The sequence below is a fragment of the Sphaerospermopsis sp. FACHB-1194 genome, assembly GCF_014696235.1.
GTDB lineage: Bacteria > Cyanobacteriota > Cyanobacteriia > Cyanobacteriales > Nostocaceae > Sphaerospermopsis > Sphaerospermopsis kisseleviana.
The window spans coordinates 24,549-43,155 of the sequence record NZ_JACJPU010000032.1 but is presented as its reverse complement, the minus strand read 5'-3'; the positions used below and the strand labels follow the sequence as shown (position 1 = coordinate 43,155).

Below are 18,607 nucleotides of genomic sequence, written 5' to 3'. Positions count from 1 at the left end.
TAAACTGCTCCTCTTACAACTATAAAATCGTGCATAGTAATATACCTATCTCCCCATCCCCCCATCCTCCTACTTTTCCCCTCGCAGGGAAAACCATTCTCGTTACCCGTTCTGTGGGACAGTCTAGCCAATTTAGCGATCGCCTGACTGCCGAAGGTGCTACAGTTATTGAACTACCAGCTTTAGAAATTGGACCTCCTACCAGTTGGAGAGCTTTAGATGAGGCAATATCTCAGTTATCAACTTTCAACTGGTTAATTTTCACCTCCACTAACGGTGTAGATTACTTTTTTGAGAGACTTCAAGCTAAAGCTAAAAATAAAAGCGCCTTAGCTAAGGTAAAAATTGCTGTTGTGGGTCAAAAAACCGCCCAAAGTCTGGCAAAACACGATATTCAACCAGATTTTATTCCTCCTCACTTTATCGCTGACTCTTTAGTTATTAACTTTCCTGAAAATTTAGCAGGTAAAAAGATTTTATTTCCCAGAGTGGAAAGCGGAGGAAGACAAGTTTTAGTCCAAGAATTAACTTCTCAGGGTGCAGAAGTCAGAGAAGTTCCCGCTTATGAATCTTTCTGTCCTCAAACTATTCCCCCAGCAGCAGAAAAAGCTTTGCAAAACCACTCTTTAGATGTAATTACCTTTGCTAGTTCCAAAACTGTACAATTTTTCTGTCTATTAACAACAACGAAATTTCCAGAAGGAATTACACATTATCTAGATAAAACTTGCATAGCTTCCATCGGTCCCCAAACAACTAAAACTTGTTTTGATTTATTTGGTAGAGTTGATATAGAAGCAGAAGAATACACTGCTGAAGGTTTACTCAAAGCAATTATTCAATGGGCGCATAAGTGATTGGTGATTGGTGATTGATTGGTGATTGGGTAAATATAATAAATTAATAACTAACTAATGACTAACATCTAATAACTAACATCTAATGACTAATAAGCTGTTGTGCATTTAATTTGTATAAGTGGAACAGGCATCTTGCCTGTTAAACAAGAGTTCAGAATATTAGGATTATACAATTTAGCTGTGTAACAGCTTAATATCTAATGACTAAAAGACTAATCGGTTTAACAGGTGGTATAGCTACAGGTAAAAGTACAGTGGCTAATTATTTAGCTACTGCTTATAATTTACCGATTTTAGATGCAGATGTTTATGCTAGAGATGCTGTATCTGTAGGTTCTCCCATACTCTCACAAATTGCCCAACGTTATGGTAAATCAGAAATTTTATTAGCAGATGGTAACTTAAATCGTGCTAAATTGGGAGAAATTATTTTTCATCAACCAGAAGAACGTATTTGGGTAGAAAATGTTATTCATCCCTATGTGAGAAATTGGTTTTTAAAAACTATTAATGAATCATCTGCAACTACTTTAGTATTAGTTATTCCCCTATTATTTGAAGCAGGTTTAGAAAATTTAGTTGGTGAAATTTGGGTTGTTTCTTGTTCAGAAGCACAGCAAAAACAAAGATTAATTCAAAGGAATAATTTAACAAATGAACAAGCAGCAGCAAGAATTAATAGTCAATTACCATTATCAGAAAAAATTGCCCGTGCGGATTTTGTTTTAGATAATTCTTCTACTTTAGAATCGCTTTTACAACAGATAGATAAAGTGATGAAAATATAATATCATGAATATGATTCAATAATGGACAATTACCTCTCTTTGAAAGTCAGAGTCTTGAAAAAGCGGGATTTTTGGCTTTTCTCCCCTGGAAAGGGGAGATTTTAAACATGGAATTAAACAATTATCAATTGTCAATTGTCAATTATCAATTAGTTAACTTTCTCCCCCTACCACTACATCCCGAATACGCAAAGAAGGACCACCACAACCCACAGGTAAACCGTTTTGTCCACCTTTACCACATCCACCGGATTCATCCCAGTAAAAATCATCACCTATAGCTTCAATATCTGCTAGGGTTTGAAAAACATTACCGGATAGTGTAACATCTTTTACAGGTTCAGCTATTTTGCCATTTCTAATCATCCACGCTTCACCCGCGCTAAAGGTGAACATTTCCCCGTTTGTCATCCCACCTAACCAGTTACGTGCATATACTCCTTCTTTGATATCTGTGAATAAATCTGCTACTGGGGTTTTACCTCTTTCTATCCAGGTATTTGTCATCCTTACAATGGGTGAGTAGTGATAATCTAAACAACGAGCGTTACCTGTGGGTGCTTCGCCTAATTTACCCGCAGTTTCACGAGAATGTAAACGTCCCACTAAAACCCCATCTTTGATTAATTGCGTAGTTGTCGCAGGTGTACCTTCATCATCGTAAAAATAACTACCTCTGTGACCTTGGGGTGCAGCACCATCAAAAATTTGCAGTTCTTCTGAACCAAAACGCCTTCCCAGAGTCATAACCTCCAATAAATCAGGGTTTTCATAGGCCATGTCTGCTTCGGAAAGATGTCCAAAAGCTTCATGAACAAATAAACCTGTAAGTATGGGGTCAATGACGACGGTATAAGTGTTACCTTTAACTGATGGTAAGGATAAAGCTGTTACTGCTCTTTCTGCTGCGCTTTTAACTTGAGTATCTAAATTGACTAAATCTTCAAAAGCTTTCCGTGATCCTGTGGTTTCTCTCCCTGTTTGTACGGTGTCGCCGTTTCTTGCTGTAGCTGCAAAGCGCATTTCCATATCTACCCAAGATTGCTCTATTAATGTTCCTTCTGAGGTAGCAATAATTACTCTTTGGCAACTATCACCATAACGGACTGAGGTAGTGGTAATGCGAGAATCAACGCTTTTTAATAATTCGGTGTAGCGATCGCACAATTCTTTTTTTTGTTTGAGGGAAACGGTACGGGGATCAATGCCTGTGAGGTGTAAATTACATACTGTTTGGATGGGATCAATGGGTGCGAGGATGGTTTCTTCATCTCCCACTATCCTAGCAGCAGCGATCGCTTCTTCTATTCTTTGTTCGATAGTTGCTAACTGGTTGAAACTACTTAAACCCCAGCCACCTTTATGACAAGCGCGAACATGGCCACCGATAGAAATACCTTCACTGAGGGTTTCTACTTTGTCACCACGCAATAAAATATCTGTTCCTTCAGCTTCTTCTAAACGAATCATGAGATAATCGACACGGGAGGAATAGCGAGCGATTAAATCAGAGAGTAAATTTTGGATGTCAGCAAGGAGTTTAGGCATTTTGGTTAGGGATGATTAAGAACTTTAGTTATTTTCCAACTATTTATGTTTATTTTCTATATCTTCAAAATCAGATTCAGCAGGTAGTTGAATACTTAATCAAAAACATATTTTTCTGCTACTTTCCAATAACGAGAAAACCTCTTTAAATCAATAAATCCATCATAATCAAAAAACGGTTCAACTTCAAATATTTCTAATTTCAATTTCTTTTCAATTTGATTACAAATATCATCAAATTTGGGACTGGGACTATCTGTAGTCACTACTAATTTAGCATCATGTTCCTGAGCAAATTTAATAATTTCCTCTGCGACATTTCCCCGACGAATTTCTACAGGTAATTCCAGTAAACATTCATATATAAAAGTTATCCTTTTTAAACTTAATTGCCATTCTTCGATTAAAGCATCATCCCAAACCCAAATAGCTGGGGTATTGGGATATTCTTGTAAAGCGGGGTTTTCGGGACTTAAACAGTCTCCATTGATCCAGATAATTGGTTTATTCATATCAGATAGTTTTTAACAAAGCTTCTTTAAATTCTATCGCAGTTTGAAAATAAATTTGCGGTTTTTCGGTTAAAGCTAAATCTATAACTTGTGCTAATTTTTCAGGAATGCTACTATCTCGTTCACGAATGGGTACAGGAGGATTATTTAAAATACTACTCCAAGGATCACCATCAAAATCACGGGGAAATTTTCCTGTTAACATATTATATAAACAAGCTGCACTTGCCCAAACATCAACTTCAGGTAAAGAATGTTTAAAATCTAACACTTGTTGACGAGGCATAAATACAGGAGTTCCCATTTTTGTACCTGTAAAAGTTTGTCCACTTAAACCAGCTAAATCAAAAGCTTTGGCTAAACCATAATCTCCGATTTTCACTACCATTTTACCATTGTTTTTAGTAATAAAAATATTGTTGGGTTTTAAATCTCGATGGACTAAACCTTTACCTTTTCCCAATCTTCCATCTGCTAATCTTACATAGGGAACTTCCACATTATGGGCATATTCTAAACCATCGAGAACCTGTAAAATAATATCAACAGCAAGATTAACAGGTAAACTTCCCCCTAATTTTTCCATTAAATCCCAAACATCCCCACCTTCGCAATATTCCATTGCAAAGAAAAAGGTATTTCCGGCAAAGTCGTAATCTAAACATTGGATGACGTTGGGATGTTGTAAACATTTGCTATTTTCAACTTCTCTTAAAAACATTCTTACACCCTGTTCTGTTGCTGCAACTGCGGGTAACATGATTTTCAAAGCTACGAGTTTTTTAGTTTTTTGATGTTGCGCTAAAAATACCTCTCCACATCCACCTTCACCTAATGATTTTATAATCTGATAGTTAGAAATTACTCTGAGATTTTGATTACCTGCGTTTGCTAGGTTGAGGATGTTTTTAATAATATCTAAAAAGTTGGGTTTTTGATTTTCTAGGATGTTGGAAAGTTCTGGAATTTGCTGTTTTTCAACTTCTGATTTTACAGATATGTTAAAAAGAATATCACCGATTTGCACCTGATCTTTATGACCTAAATTATATTCAGGAAGTACAATATTTTTCGCTGCTTCTGCTGTTTGGCCTGCTTTTCTTTGTCCGATAATTTTACCGTTTACATAAGTTCCGTTTAAACTGCCTAAATCTCTAATTCTAATTTCTGGGGGGTTGATATCTAATAAGCAGTGATAACGGGAAACTTTCATATCAATATTATCGGCTATTTGTAAATTGCAATCATCATTTCTACCGATAACACAAGTGCTGCGGTTGTCGAATATATATTGTTTTCCTGATAGTTTCCCTGTGGTAATGGTGAGGGTAACGGTAGATGGCATTTTTTCGGTTGTTTATTTTGGGGTTCAATCAATATTATATTCGGTTTGTGCTTTTTTTTGCTCACGCAGAGTCGCAGAGAGAATATGAGTTATTTGTATGTGATTTGAGAAAAAAGTTTTTCTGGCAATAAAGGGGGGTCTATTCTCATTATTATTGAGAATGATGTCAATAATTTAACGAGTTTTGGTGATTTCAGCTTGGGGGGTTGACAGTGTTCTGAGTTTTTGCTACTCTAATGTTATGCCTAGAAATCTATCCGCGCCATATATAACAGGTTTTGAGTTATTGAAGTTTTTATTTAAAGTTTATAATAGGAAATAATAAAGTTAGTAAGAATGCACACAGATACAATAAGTTTTCACAATTAAGCCGTCAGGAGATAGAAGCAATGTTTTTAGTCAGTGATATTAAGCAAACAAGAGTCTATCAAGAAGCAAAGCAGGAAGGTGAGATGATTTTATTGATACGTATGTTATCAAAAAGATTTGGAAAGTTGGGAGATACTTATATTCAGAATATCAACAGTTTAAACATAGAACAACTGGAAAAGCTAGGAGAAGCATTATTAGATTTTACAGATATTCATGATTTGGAAATATGGTTACAGTCTGAAATAAGTAAGTAGGTTTATTCTATTTGTCTGAATCAGGACACCTTTCGGGAAGTCAAAAGTCAAAATTAAAGAGTTTTGTGTCTTAATTCAAACAAGTTAGAGTAAAAAATCACTCAAAACTAAAATCATTAATTCTGTAACTCGTTTTAACTGAATATCATTAGTTAAGAAAATATCACATTGAGAAAATATAGCTACGGAAATTTGTAAAGAATCTAATAAAGCTAAATTATATTTAGCTCTTAATTGTCATGCTTGTTTAGCAATTAATTCATCAATTTGTACAAATTCAACATTTACACCAGAAACAATCAAATCAATAAAATCCTGTTGTAATTCTGTTAATCCTAAACGATAAGGATAAACCAGACACTCAGATAATGTGATAGGAGAAGTAACCGCACTTAGTAAACCTGAATCTATACCGTGAAAAACATAGTTAACTGAAGACTGATATTGAGGATGATTCTCTACATAGTAAATTACTGGTACTGTATCCAAAAATAACTTTTTACCCTGAATGAAATAATCTTCAATGTTCATAGACATTTCTGAGATTTAATTCCCTATTTTTACTTTCCTCGTTTCTATTTCTGGAAACCCAATTTTGAGCATCTTCACTAACTAAAGGATAAGGTGCTTTACCTCTGATTTCTTGCCATTTTCGACGTTGTTTTTGTTCTATATCATTTGGTTGTGATTGCAGATATAATGACTCAATAAAAATTAATACTTTTTCTTGTTGTGCAGGTGTTAAATTATCTAGTTTTTCTAAAATAGATTTTTTATTTTCCTGTGCTGTAGTCATCATGAAAATCCTCATCATTTGTAAAACACAATCTTCTTTAATTATATAGCTATCGGCTTTTATTTGTAAATATTGCCAGGATTTGAGGATGTACAGGATATTATTGAATGATTGTTTTTTGGAAGTTGGGGATTTTTTAGGATGTGATTTAATGATTGTTTTTGCATAATTTAAACCATCTATAAACTACTATCCTGTAAATCCTTTAATCCTGGTTATCCTGATTCAGACAAATACAACTTTCATCATCAACCAACCATCTAAAAATTACCATCCTGTAAATCCTTTAATCCTGGATATCCTGATTCAGACAAATTAAATTTCACCTTCCTTTTTTCCCCTTCTGCCAACTTTGACTATTAGGCTTTTTACTAAACTCACCTTTGGGAAAAAGTCGCGCTTCCAACTCCTCATAACTCCCCTCAAAATCACACTTACCATAAAGCGGACATTGACGACAATAAACCCCTTTTGTGTAACGTTCTAAATTTTCCCGATTGAAAAAATAAGGTTTATGACTAAAGGTACTCGCTACCCATTGCCATGACATATTATTACTTGCAGGATCACCATCTAACAAATGTTGCAAAAACCATTTTGCGCCGGCTTGCCATTGAATACGTCGCCAATGGATAATATAAGCTGCTAACCACATTCTAATATGGTTATGTAAATAGCCAGTTTTTCTTAATTCTTGACTAAAATTATCAATACAAACCAGTCCGGTTTTTCCTTCAATAATATCTTCCGGTAAATTTTTTGCGTAATCTGCTACTTTATAACCGGTTTTGTATTCTTCTTGATTTTCCCAAATACCTTTTCCTAACTTAACATACAGCCTTTGCCAATAATCGCGCCATCCTAATTCATTAATTAATTTACTCGCATCTTCTGGATTTTCCACCCGTTCTAAAATATCATCTCTAATTTCTCGCAAACTTAAAACGCCATAACGAATATAAGGTGATAACCTAGTAACAGCACCAGTTAAAGAATTGCGTGTTTTTGCGTAGGCAACAGGATCTACTTGTTTTAGCTTCGCTTTTGCTGCTTTCCTTCCACCCACAGTTTCGCTGATGTGATCATCTCGTTCTGCGGCCTGGGGAAATTGTTCGCGCAGGTAAGCTATTAACTCATCTCGATTAGTGAAATCACGTAACATAGTATTCTTAGTTGAGAATTATGTAATCAAAATTAGAAATAGTGGCAATTTAAATATAACTATATTATCCTCTACAGTATATCAAGTGTTACCAGAAAAAGCCATGACAAAACACCCATCTTTACAAGAAAAACAAGGTTACTATCGCTATGATCTTTACCTGTGGACCCCAACACGCAGCTTTGAATTTTAGTCAATACGATTATTTTGGTTATGTTCCTAACGCACCCTTAGCAAATTATATTCGTCCTGATACACCAGCCAGTTTAGAGGAAATTTTACCCTCAACAGCAAGAGATTTAGAGCAAATGCAATTAACCTTTGCATTAAGTGGAATTAACTGGAGTAAATTAGGAAGTTCTGATTTTATTCAGTTTGCAGATAAAATTGATCGGCAAATTCTCGCCCATTTTCAAAGTGATTTGTTAGAGATTGAAAGTAAAATTAAATCTCGAAATCAACAACGTTCCCTAGAAACAGGTGTAGAATATCCCTATCTTTTACCTTCTCGGATACCCAATAGTATTAATATATAATCATCATTGTAAAATCCTTGTAGAGACGTTTCATGAAAAGTCTCTACATTTCAGATTAACCTAAAAATTTCATCATGACCAACATTCCCGAAATTGGACAACCTGCACCCGATTTTTCCACACCAGATCAAAACGATAAACTCGTGAACCTCGCTGACTTCAACGAGTGGATAGTCCTTTATTTCTACCCCAAAGATGACACCCCTGGATGTACCACAGAAGCCAAAGATTTTACAGATTTAGCCGCAGAATTTACCGCTTTAGGTGCTAAAATAATTGGTGTAAGTCCAGATTCCAGTAAATCCCATTGCAAATTTATCGCCAAACATAACTTAGAAATTACCCTATTAAGTGACCCAGAACATCAATTAATTGAAACTTACGGTGGATGGCGTTTAAAGAAATTCATGAGTAAAGAATATATGGGTGTTGCGCGTTCAACATTCTTGATTTCACCTGATAAAATCATCGCCCATTCTTGGGCAAACGTCAAAACAAAAGGTCATGCACAAGCAGTCTTGAAAAAACTCCAAGAATTAACCACCAAATAACAGTTTGTAGTGAGCGATTTATCGCTCCCTCCTGAAAATAATCATCCAGGCTTTATAATATAAATAACACCTTTATTTAATTTTTAGATAAATATGGTTCAGATTATCCAAGCACAGAATATTACCCTTGCGGAATTAAAACAAAAATTTGCCCTACAAAAATCTAAAGATGAACTTTTTTTTACAGAATTGCAACAAGATTTACCTAATATCTCAGAATTAGAACAGCAATATTTAGACCGAGTCAAAAAGAATTATCTCAACTTAGTAGAAAAATCTAGTCCTTTAGAAGATGCAGTTAAATTAGTAGTATTATCTCCCTTACTAGATTTAGCTGGTTTCTATGATTCTCCTTTTTATATTGCCACAGAAGAACCTATAGAAATTAGTGAAACAATCTTCACAGATGATGAAGAAACTGGATCAGAAACTACAGAGATTATTAAAGGTAAAATAGATGTTTTAGTTCTACAAAATAAGCTATGGTTATTAGTGATTGAAGCTAAAAGAACTAATTTTTCCTTAGCTAAAGCCATACCCCAAGCACTTACCTATATGTTAGCCAATCCTCACCCGAATTACCCCCTATATTCATTGGTAATTAATGGTGAAGACTTCCAATTTATTAAACTCATCCAAACTGATAAACCTTGTTATGCTTTGTCTGATAGATTCACTTTATATAGAAGGGAAAACGAACTTTATCAAGTTTTAAAAATCCTCAAAAAAATCGGTAAAATATTAACTTAATTGTTGAGTTTATTTATGTCTAATCGTCCCATCTACCTCGATAATCAAGCTACCACCCCCGTAGATGAAAGGGTACTCAATGCCATGATACCTTACTTTACAGAAAAGTTTGGTAATCCTGCTAGTAATAGTCATGTTTACGGTTGGGAAGGTGAAGCAGCAGTTAAACAAACCAGGGAAATTTTAGCCACTGCTATTAACGCTAACCCAGAAGAAATTGTCTTTACCAGTGGTGCAACAGAAGCGAATAATTTAGCTATTAAAGGTGTCGCAGAAGCATATTTTTCCAAAGGTCAACATATTGTTACCGTCGCTACGGAACATAAAGCAGTTTTAGACCCTTGTGAATATTTACAAAACATGGGTTTTGAAATTACAATTCTCCCAGTCCAAAAAGATGGATTAATTGATTTAAACCAATTAGAAACAGCCTTGCGTCCTGATACAATTTTAGTATCTGTCATGGCTGCAAATAATGAAATTGGTGTTTTACAACCTTTAGCAGAAATCGGTAAAATTTGTCGAGAAAAAGAAATTATATTTCATACAGATGCAGCACAAGCTATTGGTAAAATACCTTTAGATGTGCAAGCATTAAATATTGATTTAATGTCTTTAACTGCCCATAAAGTTTATGGTCCTAAAGGTATTGGTGCTTTATATGTTCGCAGACGTAACCCCAGAGTAAAATTAGCAGCGCAACAACATGGGGGAGGACATGAAAGAGGGATGCGTTCTGGAACTTTATATACACCGCAAATTGTTGGTTTTGGTAAAGCTGTGGAAATTGCTTTAAAAGAACAAGAAACAGAAAATCAAAGGTTAATAGAATTGCGAGAAAGACTGTGGAAACAGTTATCAACTTTGGAGGGAATTTATCTCAATGGACATCCTGAAAAAAGGTTAGCAGGAAATTTAAATATTAGTGTGGAAGGTGTGGATGGTGCTGCACTTTCTTTAGGTTTACAACCAATTGTTGCAATATCTTCTGGTTCTGCTTGTTCTTCCAATAATGTTGCACCTTCCTATGTTTTAACAGCTTTAGGACATTCGGAAAATTTAGCTTATGCTTCCGTAAGGTTGGGAATTGGCAGATTTAATACTGTTTATGAAATAGATCAAGTTGCCGAACATTTAATTACTACCGTGAAAAGTTTAAGAAGTTTCTCGAAAGTGTGAATTATTCTCTCGTTCCCAGTCTCTGACTCCAATAAAACGGAAGCCAGAGTCTTGCTTTATTCATTCCCATACAGAGTATGGGAACAAGAAAAACTATAGATGTAAAATAAAGCGGGCAAGATGCCCGCACCACAAGAGGATCTGTACATCCATTAATAAGGATCAGAATCAAATCTTCCCCGTTTCACACTTCTGAGATAATAACCTCTAGATGGTAAATTATTTAAATCAAAAGTTTCACCTCTAGGAAATCGCCAAATTTTATAATCATAATATGTGAGAGGTTTTCCGGGTTGACAAACTTCTGGGGAATGATCTCCAAGAACAAAATAAACTGAACCCCTCCCCATAACTTTTGCAATTCCATATTTATCTACAAGTAAAGATGTTTCTTCGCTAATAGCTATTCCTAACGCAGTATTAGATACACCATCTTGAATTTGTCGCGCAATAAAAACCATAATTCTTCCCATTCTTTTGCGTTCATCAAAATGGGTGTCAATAATCGTTCTTCGCAAATACTTCCACTGGAAAAAGTTATAGGTAAATGTAATATTCCTATAGGGGTCTTCCAGTGCTTCATTAGTTTCAATACTATCTTCACAAGCGCAAGAATCATAAACAAATTCACTTTGAATCATTGCCCCTGCACTTGTGCCACCAATAGCCCCACCCTTATCATAAACTGATTTGATGGCAGCTTCTAATTTCGTGTTTTTCCAGTTGCGAATATATTCACATTGATCACCACCAGCAAAGAAAATTACTCCAGCATTTCTGACTTTATCAAAAATATCTGTCCTATTCGCTTCTTGTTTATTTCTAATGATTAAAGTCTCTACATAATTCACACCTCTCATATTATAAATTAGCTGATTATAATCATCGTTACCAGCAGCACGAATGACAACAACATTAACTTTTTTGTTAGAGTTAGCACCTCCCCTGACTTGATTTATCATCCATTGAATCGCATCATCCACATCAGGACCACCCCCACCCAAATTATGTACAGGTCCAGCTAATAAAGGAACTTTATAATTCGGTCTATAATTGGGGTTTGGTAACGGTGGACTAACATCACGGCTAATTTTTTCCAAGTAGCGGTTTAGGTTTGCTGTAAAGTGGGATATGAGGAAGGTTCCCATCTTCAACAACATAGTTCTTGCTTTTCTCAAGCACTTGGCTATATTTGGGAATGCCTTGGTCATACTCAGGAATGTGAAGCAAACAGCCATCATTTCTAACTCTCGCATTCCCAAGGGGTAAATTCCCAGCGTACAGCCTTTGTACTGTTTTTTAACGGCAAAAAACGCAGAGTAATTAATATTATCTCCACTACTCTGCGAAAACCTCAGTTTTACTTTGTGTTTAATTACCAATCAACTTGCGATCGCTCTTTCACCACTTTCTCATATACAGCTTCCGTTTCTTTTGCTAATTGTGGCCAGCGAAATCTTCGTTCTAAATCTTCATAAGCGTTATCTATCAACCATTGTCGATAACCTGGATTTTTCAAAACTTCTAAAATTCCCCATGCTAAAGAATCTGGATTATTTACTTTAGTTACAATTCCTGTTTTCGTATGTTGTACTACTTCCGGAAAACCACCCGTATCTGAAACCACAACCGGAACTCTAGAAGCAAAACTTTCTAAAGCTACAATACCAAAAGGTTCATAAAGACTGGGAAAAACTGCACAGTCAGCTAAGGTTTGAAATTTATCCAAGTAGTCATCAGAAAGAAAACCAGTAAAATAGCATTTATCCCAAATTCCTAAATCCCAAGCTTGCTGTTTTAAATGGTCAGTATTACCACCACCAACTATCACAAATTTAACGTAACCGCCCATTTCCCAAAGTACCTTGGGAGCAGCATTAAGCAATACAGGTATACCTTTTTCATAAGTCATCCTGCCCAAGTAATAAACAATTTTTTCATGATCTGCGGCAAATTGGCGACGAAAATCTTGAGCATGAAAATCTCGGTAATGTTGCTTTTTTTCTGGGCGAATCCCATTAAAAATCACGTCGATTTTATCACCATGACTATTTAATGCTCTGACTACTTCCCCCCGCATATATTCAGTACAAACAATGATGCGCCAAGCGTTATAAGCTAATAATTCTTCTTTGCCACTAATATAGCGTTGGGTATCATTATAAATACCGTTATAACGTCCGTATTCTGTGGCGTGAATGGTAGCAATGAGAGGAACTTTAAAAGTATGTTTGAGAGCGATCGCTGCATCTCCAACTAACCAATCATGGGCATGAATAAGATCAAATGGTCTTTCCTCTAACATCAATTTACCACCGTGATGTCCCATACTCTCATTTAAATTTACTACCCAGTGAAAAAAATCATGACTATGGGCTACTGGTACTCGATGTACATAAATACCCTCAACTACTTCATACAGTGATGATTGTTTTACTTCTGGCGTAATCAAGTGAATCTCATGCCCTAACTTTACCAATTCCGGGTATAATTCTCCTACATGACGGGCAATTCCTCCCACTAACCTTGGCGGAAATTCCCAACTTAGTACCAGTATCTTCATTGATTTAACTCCCCGATATTTACAAAACTTGAAAGAATAGAAAAAACTACTTTGATCTCAAAATACGAAGTGTGACAATTACTGCGAGTATTCCTAGTGAAATTGTTGTTTTTTTTAATAAATAGTTTTTTGATAAAGCTTATCATATTGATTTGCAATTTATCTCTACAAAAAAACCCGATTTCATCAAAAAACCAGGTTAACTTTAAATTTGCAAATATCTAGTTGACTGGGGACTGGGGAGGTATAGTGATCCGATTTGATTCATGAATTTTTCGTGGAGGCAGGGAACAGGGAACAGGCAACAGGGAACAGGGAACAGGGAACAGCGAGAAAAATTTATTCTACCTCCCCTGCCTCCTGCCTCCTGACTCCTGACTCCTGCCTCCTGTCACCTCATACATTAACTTTGATCTAACTTCAACACAGCCATAAACGCTTCCTGGGGTACATCCACCGTACCCACAGCTTTCATCCGTTTTTTACCCTTGGCTTGTTTCTGCAAAAGTTTCTTCTTCCGGCTGATGTCACCACCGTAGCACTTAGCTAAAACGTCTTTCCGCAAAGCCGGAATATGTTCACTGGCAATCACCTTACTACCAATAGACGCTTGAATGGGAACTTTGAATTGATGACGTGGGATCAGTTCTTTGAGCTTTTCAGCCATTGATCTGCCCACACCATAAGCTTTATCCCGGTGGACGATCATCGCTAAAGAATCTACGGGATCACCATTGATCATAATATCCAACTTCACCAACGGATTTTCCCGGTAGCCAATCAGATGATATTCCATACTCGCATAACCACGAGAACGGGATTTCATTTGATCAAAAAAGTCGGTGACAACTTCCGCCAAAGGAATTTCATAAGTTAGGGTAGTCCGTCCCTGGGTAAGATATTTCATATCTTTGAAAATACCCCGGCGGTTTTGTGATAACTCCATCAAAGTACCAACGTAGGTTTCGGGAGTAATCATTTCTACCTGCACATAAGGTTCTTCTATTCTTTCCCGGTCATTGGGCGCAGGTAAATGGCTAGGATTATCAATATACAGTTCCTCACCCTTGATAGTGATCACCTTATAAACCACAGATGGGGCTGTAATAATTAAATCCAGGTTATACTCTCGCTCTAACCGTTCTTGGACAATTTCCATGTGTAGCAAACCCAAGAACCCACAACGGAAACCAAACCCCATTGCGCTAGAAGTTTCCGGTTCATATTGCAAAGCCGCATCATTCAATCTCAGTTTTTCCAAAGCTTCCCGCAAGTCTTCAAATTGATCTGCATCTATGGGGAACATCCCACAAAATACCATTGGGTTAGCCTCTGTGTAACCGGGTAAAGGTTCTGTAGCTTTAGCCTTAGATAAGGTGATAGTATCGCCCACCCGTGCATCAGCCACAGCTTTAATAGAGGCGGCTAAATAACCTACTTCTCCTGCATGGAGTTCTTCAACTTGTTTTTGGGTGGGAGAAAGGACACCTAACTCATCAATTTCATATTCCTTACCCGATGCCATCAAATAGATGCGATCGCCCTTCTTCACAGTCCCATCCATCACCCGGAAATAAACAATTACTCCCCGGTAGCTATCGTAGTAACTATCAAAAATCAGCGCCCTTAAAGGTTGATCAACCGTATTAGCTGCTGGGGGTACACGTTCTACAATCGTCTCTAAAATCTCAGGAATACCGATTCCCTCTTTAGCAGAAGCTAAAATTGCCCCACTGCAATCTAAACCAATAATTTCTTCAATTTCACTAACTACTCTATCTGGTTCTGCTCCTGGTAAATCAATTTTATTTAAAACTGGAATAATTTCCAAATTATGCTCTAGTGCTAAATACACATTTGCTAAAGTTTGGGCTTCTACCCCTTGGGAGGCATCCACAACCAATAAAGCACCCTCACAAGCAGCCAGAGAACGGGAAACCTCATAGGAAAAGTCAACGTGACCAGGAGTATCAATTAAGTTTAAAACGTACTGCTGACCATCCTTAGCTGTGTAATTCATCCGGGCAGCTTGCAGCTTAATTGTAATGCCGCGCTCCCGTTCCAGATCCATGTTATCGAGAAACTGCTCCTTCATTTGTCGGTCGTCTACAGTGCCAGTAGCTTGGAGTAAGCGATCGGCTAAAGTAGATTTACCGTGATCAATATGAGCAATAATACAGAAATTGCGAATGCGAACTGCGGGAACGTCAGTCATATACCATCTTTGCTTTAGCAGCAATCAAAAGTTAAATCTATTTACTTCATGTATTTTAATGCTTTATTGGGTAATGGGTAATGGGTAATTGGTGATTGGTGACTGGTGACTGGTGACTGGTGACTGGGTTATTTACCTCCCCCTGCTCTCCCTGCTCCCCCTGCCACTTTCCATTCCCCAGGCAGGTGAATTAATTTTCAAGATATGATGACACTGTATATTAAAACTGCCACCTAAAAACTGAATCATCTAAGTTTGGTAATTTTTTGGGAAACCGTAAACCTATGAATACGCAAGAAAACCCCACCAACGGGGAAAAAATCCATACAGACAAGGTAGAAATTGCTGTTCGCCTAGACTCTGAATTAATAGCCCAAATTCAGCATCTTACCAATGACCCCAGTAAGGTGATAGAAGTCGCCATCCGCCAATGGTTACGCGGCGACATACCGAGAGATGATGAACTAACTCGCACACCAATACGCACACCTATTCCCCCTAGAGGAGAATGGAATGATTGAAATTTGGGGACTGGGGACTGGGGAAGAAGCAGGGGAGCAGCGAGCAGGGGGAAGTTATTTGTATTTTTCCCAATCACCAGTCACCAATCACCAGTCACCAGTCCCCAATGATACAAAATGTAAAACTTAACGCTCCAGATTCCAGAAAAGTCAAAAATATACAGTCAAAAGTATGAAAGCTGTAAAACTTTATGCCAAAATTTAAGCAGCTTTAGTACAACCACGGTGGAAAGCAAATTGTCTATCCAACTCGATAAATGACTATTACTGCGAATAACCCATTGCCAAAGCTATTTTCTCAGAACCTGGAATCTACTAACCGCAGTACAGATGGCTTATTACTAACTCTTGCATCTGAGTTGGTATATATCCAAGATGGTACTGGGCGTTATCTGACATTTGATTGGCAGTACAGCGAACTCCTGGATTTAATGACTGAGAGAATAGTTGATGCGCTTAATGAAAATGAAATCTTTACCCCAGTAGATAAAGTTGCCTATTTGGAAGGCTTGCAAAGGATTTTAACAACTTTAGTCCCAGAGAGAGTTCAATGTTGGTTTAAATGCAGTCAATATTTATTAGAGTTGGAGTTGACAATTACTCCAATTATGCCGCAACTGGGTGAAGCCGCAACCACAGTTTTGGTTATGGGTAGGCTATTACCATCTCCAGTCAATGGTAAAGAAGTGAATCAGGCAGCAAAAACGCCTTCACAGCTTGAGTTATTTTTGCATTCTCGGAAAGTGCCACAGTTATTGGTGCAATACCAAAAACTATTAAACCAAATCACCAGAAATATCTGGTGGACACTGGATATAGATGTTATTTGGCAGCAAACAGTTGACAGTTTAGGACAAACTCTCAAACTGGAGCGTTGTATTTTCTTTCCTTATCAGCCAGGAGATTCAAAAGTTAGGGTAATCGCAGAATATCACCAACCAGCATTCAAGCCCATTTTAGGCTCAGAAATAGAGATATCTTCTGAACCTGCTTTTGCTCAAGCTTTCGCAACTCTAGAACCGATGGTCATAGAGATGCCCATTCAAACAAATTCTCAGCAGCACAGATTTTTACTTTTTGCTACTAACTATCAAGACCAAGCAAATGGTTTAGTTGGGTTAAGTTTAAGCAGTGAAGAAATATTAATAACAGAAACGGAAATAGAATTAATTAAAGAGTTGGCAGATCAACTGGGTACAGCGATCGCTCATGCTACCCTATACAAAGAACTAGAATACGCAAGACAAAACGCTGAGGAAGCATCCCGGTTAAAAAGCGAATTTCTCGCTAATGTATCCCACGAAATTCATACACCTTTAAATGGCATGATTGGCTTTTTAAAGCTGATTTTAGAAGGGATAGCAGATGATCCCGAAGAACAAATGGAATTTGTGGATGAAGCTCTTAAATTATCACTCCATCTGCTAAATCTTCTCAATGATATTTTGGATATTGCCAAAATCGAAGCCGGGAAAATGGAGTTAGACTGCTCACCTGTCAAACTTCAAGAGCTATTTAGTGATGTAGAAAACTTTACCCGTCCCCAAGCGGAGATGAGAAACCTCAGTTTCCAAATGCAAATGCCTGTCACCTCTGATGAAATTATCGTTCAAGGTAATTACCAAAGGTTGTTACAAGTTATGCTAAATTTGGTAGGCAATGCTATTAAATTCACCCATGAAGGTGGAATCACCATCAGCGCCGACTGGGTTATCAAAAAAGGAAAAGGAAAATCCAGCAAACCACAGAATCCCGGCATGGTGAAAGTTAAAGTTGCAGATACTGGTATTGGTGTTTCCTTAGACAAACAAGATAAACTGTTTCAATTATTCTCTCAAGTTGATGGTTCTCGTACTCGTCACTACGGAGGTACTGGTTTAGGTTTAACCATATCCCAAAAGCTGGTAGAAGCAATGGGCGGTGAGGTACATTTTTATAGCTTAGGCGAAGGTCTTGGTTCAACTGTCACCTTCACAGTCCCACTTTATCAACAACCGGTCTTGTGTTCCCCTAGCGAGTGCGAGATTGAATCTCAATAATTGATTGGTGACTGGTGATTGGGGAAGAAAATTTTAGATTTTAGATTTTAGATTGGAGTTAACAAAAACAATCCAAAATCCAAAATCCAAAATCCAAAATAAATAACTCCTGCCTCCTGACTCCTGACTCCTGTTATATTTTGGGAAATGGGTGGATAATCTGCAAATCCCACTTTCAAAGCCGTCCTTAACTGAACAGGTCTAAAACTATGGAATTGACACTTGAAAACGTTGAAACTGTCTTAGATGAAATGCGCCCTTATCTAATGTCTGATGGGGGTAATGTGGAACTGGTAGAACTCGATGGACCAGTAGTGAAACTGCGTTTACAAGGTGCTTGCGGTTCTTGTCCTAGTTCACAAATGACTTTGAGAATGGGTATTGAACGCCGTCTCAAAGAAATGATTCCCGAAATTGCAGAAATTGAACAAGTCATCTAGGGATAGATGACTGGTGGTTGGTGATTGGTGATTGGTGACTGGTGACTGGTGATTGGTGAGTGGGTAATCAATCTTTATGTTTCCCTATCAACTATCAACTATCAACTATCACCAATTACCCATTACCATTATTGATAATTGAAAATTATTAGTAAATCCTGAAAAGCATATTATTG

The 18,607-nt window shown here is 37.1% G+C and carries 21 protein-coding genes; 11 read left to right on the top strand and 10 right to left on the bottom strand.

The window, feature by feature from the left end:
- Nucleotides 1-29 precede the first annotated feature (29 nt).
- Both H6F45_RS27360 and coaE read left to right on the top strand, forming a co-directional pair.
- On the top strand, nt 30-857 hold the full coding sequence (locus tag H6F45_RS27360; protein WP_347237746.1) for a uroporphyrinogen-III synthase: 828 nt from the start codon (nt 30-32) through the stop codon (nt 855-857).
- A 203-nt stretch (nt 858-1,060) separates the two neighbouring features.
- Nucleotides 1,061-1,648, top strand: coding sequence for a dephospho-CoA kinase (gene coaE, locus H6F45_RS17665; protein WP_190347952.1), 588 nt, complete (start codon nt 1,061-1,063; stop codon nt 1,646-1,648).
- A 153-nt stretch (nt 1,649-1,801) separates the two neighbouring features.
- Here the strand turns inward: coaE and H6F45_RS17660 are convergent, their stop codons facing one another.
- From H6F45_RS17660 to H6F45_RS17650, 3 genes are all read right to left on the bottom strand, one after another.
- Nucleotides 1,802-3,196, bottom strand: a complete 1,395-nt coding sequence (locus tag H6F45_RS17660) for a TldD/PmbA family protein (RefSeq protein ID WP_190347951.1) — start codon at nt 3,194-3,196, stop codon at nt 1,802-1,804.
- A gap of 95 nt (nt 3,197-3,291) precedes the next feature.
- A complete protein-coding gene (locus H6F45_RS17655; RefSeq protein ID WP_137669606.1) occupies nt 3,292-3,708 on the bottom strand; it encodes a deoxyribodipyrimidine photo-lyase in 417 nt (138 codons plus the stop codon).
- A gap of 1 nt (nt 3,709) precedes the next feature.
- A complete protein-coding gene (locus H6F45_RS17650; protein ID WP_190347950.1) occupies nt 3,710-5,053 on the bottom strand; it encodes a protein kinase in 1,344 nt (447 codons plus the stop codon).
- Between the two features lie 389 nt (nt 5,054-5,442).
- Here H6F45_RS17650 and H6F45_RS17645 point away from each other — a divergent pair, with 389 nt between their 5' ends.
- Nucleotides 5,443-5,679 (top strand): DUF4351 domain-containing protein, encoded by a 237-nt coding sequence (locus tag H6F45_RS17645; protein ID WP_190347949.1) that lies wholly within the window; start codon nt 5,443-5,445, stop codon nt 5,677-5,679.
- Nucleotides 5,680-5,916: 237 nt separating this feature from the next.
- On the opposite strand, the gene H6F45_RS17640 is transcribed toward H6F45_RS17645, so the two are convergent.
- From H6F45_RS17640 to H6F45_RS17630, 3 genes are all read right to left on the bottom strand, one after another.
- A complete protein-coding gene (locus tag H6F45_RS17640; protein ID WP_137668043.1) occupies nt 5,917-6,210 on the bottom strand; it encodes a hypothetical protein in 294 nt (97 codons plus the stop codon).
- Nucleotides 6,200-6,493, bottom strand: a complete 294-nt coding sequence (locus tag H6F45_RS17635) for a hypothetical protein (protein ID WP_190347948.1) — start codon at nt 6,491-6,493, stop codon at nt 6,200-6,202. Before H6F45_RS17635 ends, H6F45_RS17640 begins: the two co-directional genes overlap by 11 nt.
- 304 nt (nt 6,494-6,797) lie before the next feature.
- Nucleotides 6,798-7,637: an FAD-binding domain-containing protein gene (locus tag H6F45_RS17630; protein WP_190347947.1), complete on the bottom strand. Its 840-nt coding sequence runs from the start codon at nt 7,635-7,637 to the stop codon at nt 6,798-6,800.
- Nucleotides 7,638-7,786: 149 nt separating this feature from the next.
- Here H6F45_RS17630 and H6F45_RS17625 point away from each other — a divergent pair, with 149 nt between their 5' ends.
- The 4 genes from H6F45_RS17625 (at nt 7,787) to H6F45_RS17610 (ending at nt 10,653) form a co-directional block, all read left to right on the top strand.
- On the top strand, nt 7,787-8,173 hold the full coding sequence (locus H6F45_RS17625; RefSeq protein WP_242052657.1) for a lipoxygenase family protein: 387 nt from the start codon (nt 7,787-7,789) through the stop codon (nt 8,171-8,173).
- Nucleotides 8,174-8,247: 74 nt separating this feature from the next.
- Nucleotides 8,248-8,724 (top strand): thioredoxin-dependent thiol peroxidase, encoded by a 477-nt coding sequence (gene bcp / locus H6F45_RS17620; RefSeq protein ID WP_190347946.1) that lies wholly within the window; start codon nt 8,248-8,250, stop codon nt 8,722-8,724.
- Nucleotides 8,725-8,817: 93 nt separating this feature from the next.
- Nucleotides 8,818-9,474 (top strand): type I restriction endonuclease, encoded by a 657-nt coding sequence (locus H6F45_RS17615; protein ID WP_096572260.1) that lies wholly within the window; start codon nt 8,818-8,820, stop codon nt 9,472-9,474.
- Nucleotides 9,475-9,489: 15 nt separating this feature from the next.
- Nucleotides 9,490-10,653: an IscS subfamily cysteine desulfurase gene (locus H6F45_RS17610; protein ID WP_137668049.1), complete on the top strand. Its 1,164-nt coding sequence runs from the start codon at nt 9,490-9,492 to the stop codon at nt 10,651-10,653.
- A gap of 152 nt (nt 10,654-10,805) precedes the next feature.
- Here the strand turns inward: H6F45_RS17610 and H6F45_RS17605 are convergent, their stop codons facing one another.
- The 3 genes from H6F45_RS17605 to lepA all read right to left on the bottom strand — a co-directional run bounded on the left by H6F45_RS17605 (nt 10,806) and on the right by lepA (nt 15,431).
- Complete coding sequence (locus H6F45_RS17605) at nt 10,806-11,864, bottom strand: Type 1 glutamine amidotransferase-like domain-containing protein (RefSeq protein ID WP_190347945.1); 1,059 nt, start codon at nt 11,862-11,864, stop codon at nt 10,806-10,808.
- A 164-nt stretch (nt 11,865-12,028) separates the two neighbouring features.
- Nucleotides 12,029-13,216, bottom strand: coding sequence for a glycosyltransferase family 4 protein (locus H6F45_RS17600; RefSeq protein WP_190347944.1), 1,188 nt, complete (start codon nt 13,214-13,216; stop codon nt 12,029-12,031).
- Between the two features lie 403 nt (nt 13,217-13,619).
- Nucleotides 13,620-15,431: a translation elongation factor 4 gene (gene lepA / locus H6F45_RS17595; protein ID WP_096572264.1), complete on the bottom strand. Its 1,812-nt coding sequence runs from the start codon at nt 15,429-15,431 to the stop codon at nt 13,620-13,622.
- 284 nt (nt 15,432-15,715) lie between these two features.
- Here lepA and H6F45_RS17590 point away from each other — a divergent pair, with 284 nt between their 5' ends.
- From H6F45_RS17590 to H6F45_RS17580, 3 genes are all read left to right on the top strand, one after another.
- Nucleotides 15,716-15,952, top strand: a complete 237-nt coding sequence (locus H6F45_RS17590; RefSeq protein WP_096572265.1) for a hypothetical protein — start codon at nt 15,716-15,718, stop codon at nt 15,950-15,952.
- The gene (locus H6F45_RS17585) at nt 15,945-16,082 is read left to right on the top strand and encodes a hypothetical protein (protein ID WP_162501898.1); all 138 of its coding nucleotides are present in this window, start codon (nt 15,945-15,947) and stop codon (nt 16,080-16,082) included. Before H6F45_RS17590 ends, H6F45_RS17585 begins: the two co-directional genes overlap by 8 nt.
- A gap of 127 nt (nt 16,083-16,209) precedes the next feature.
- Nucleotides 16,210-17,991 (top strand): ATP-binding protein, encoded by a 1,782-nt coding sequence (locus H6F45_RS17580; RefSeq protein ID WP_190347943.1) that lies wholly within the window; start codon nt 16,210-16,212, stop codon nt 17,989-17,991.
- A gap of 47 nt (nt 17,992-18,038) precedes the next feature.
- On the opposite strand, the gene H6F45_RS27085 is transcribed toward H6F45_RS17580, so the two are convergent.
- The gene (locus H6F45_RS27085) at nt 18,039-18,164 is read right to left on the bottom strand and encodes a hypothetical protein (RefSeq protein ID WP_277876995.1); all 126 of its coding nucleotides are present in this window, start codon (nt 18,162-18,164) and stop codon (nt 18,039-18,041) included.
- A 36-nt stretch (nt 18,165-18,200) separates the two neighbouring features.
- On the opposite strand from H6F45_RS27085, the gene H6F45_RS17575 reads away from it, so the two are divergent.
- On the top strand, nt 18,201-18,431 hold the full coding sequence (locus H6F45_RS17575; RefSeq protein WP_096572267.1) for a NifU family protein: 231 nt from the start codon (nt 18,201-18,203) through the stop codon (nt 18,429-18,431).
- The last annotated feature ends 176 nt before the right edge of the window (nt 18,432-18,607 follow it).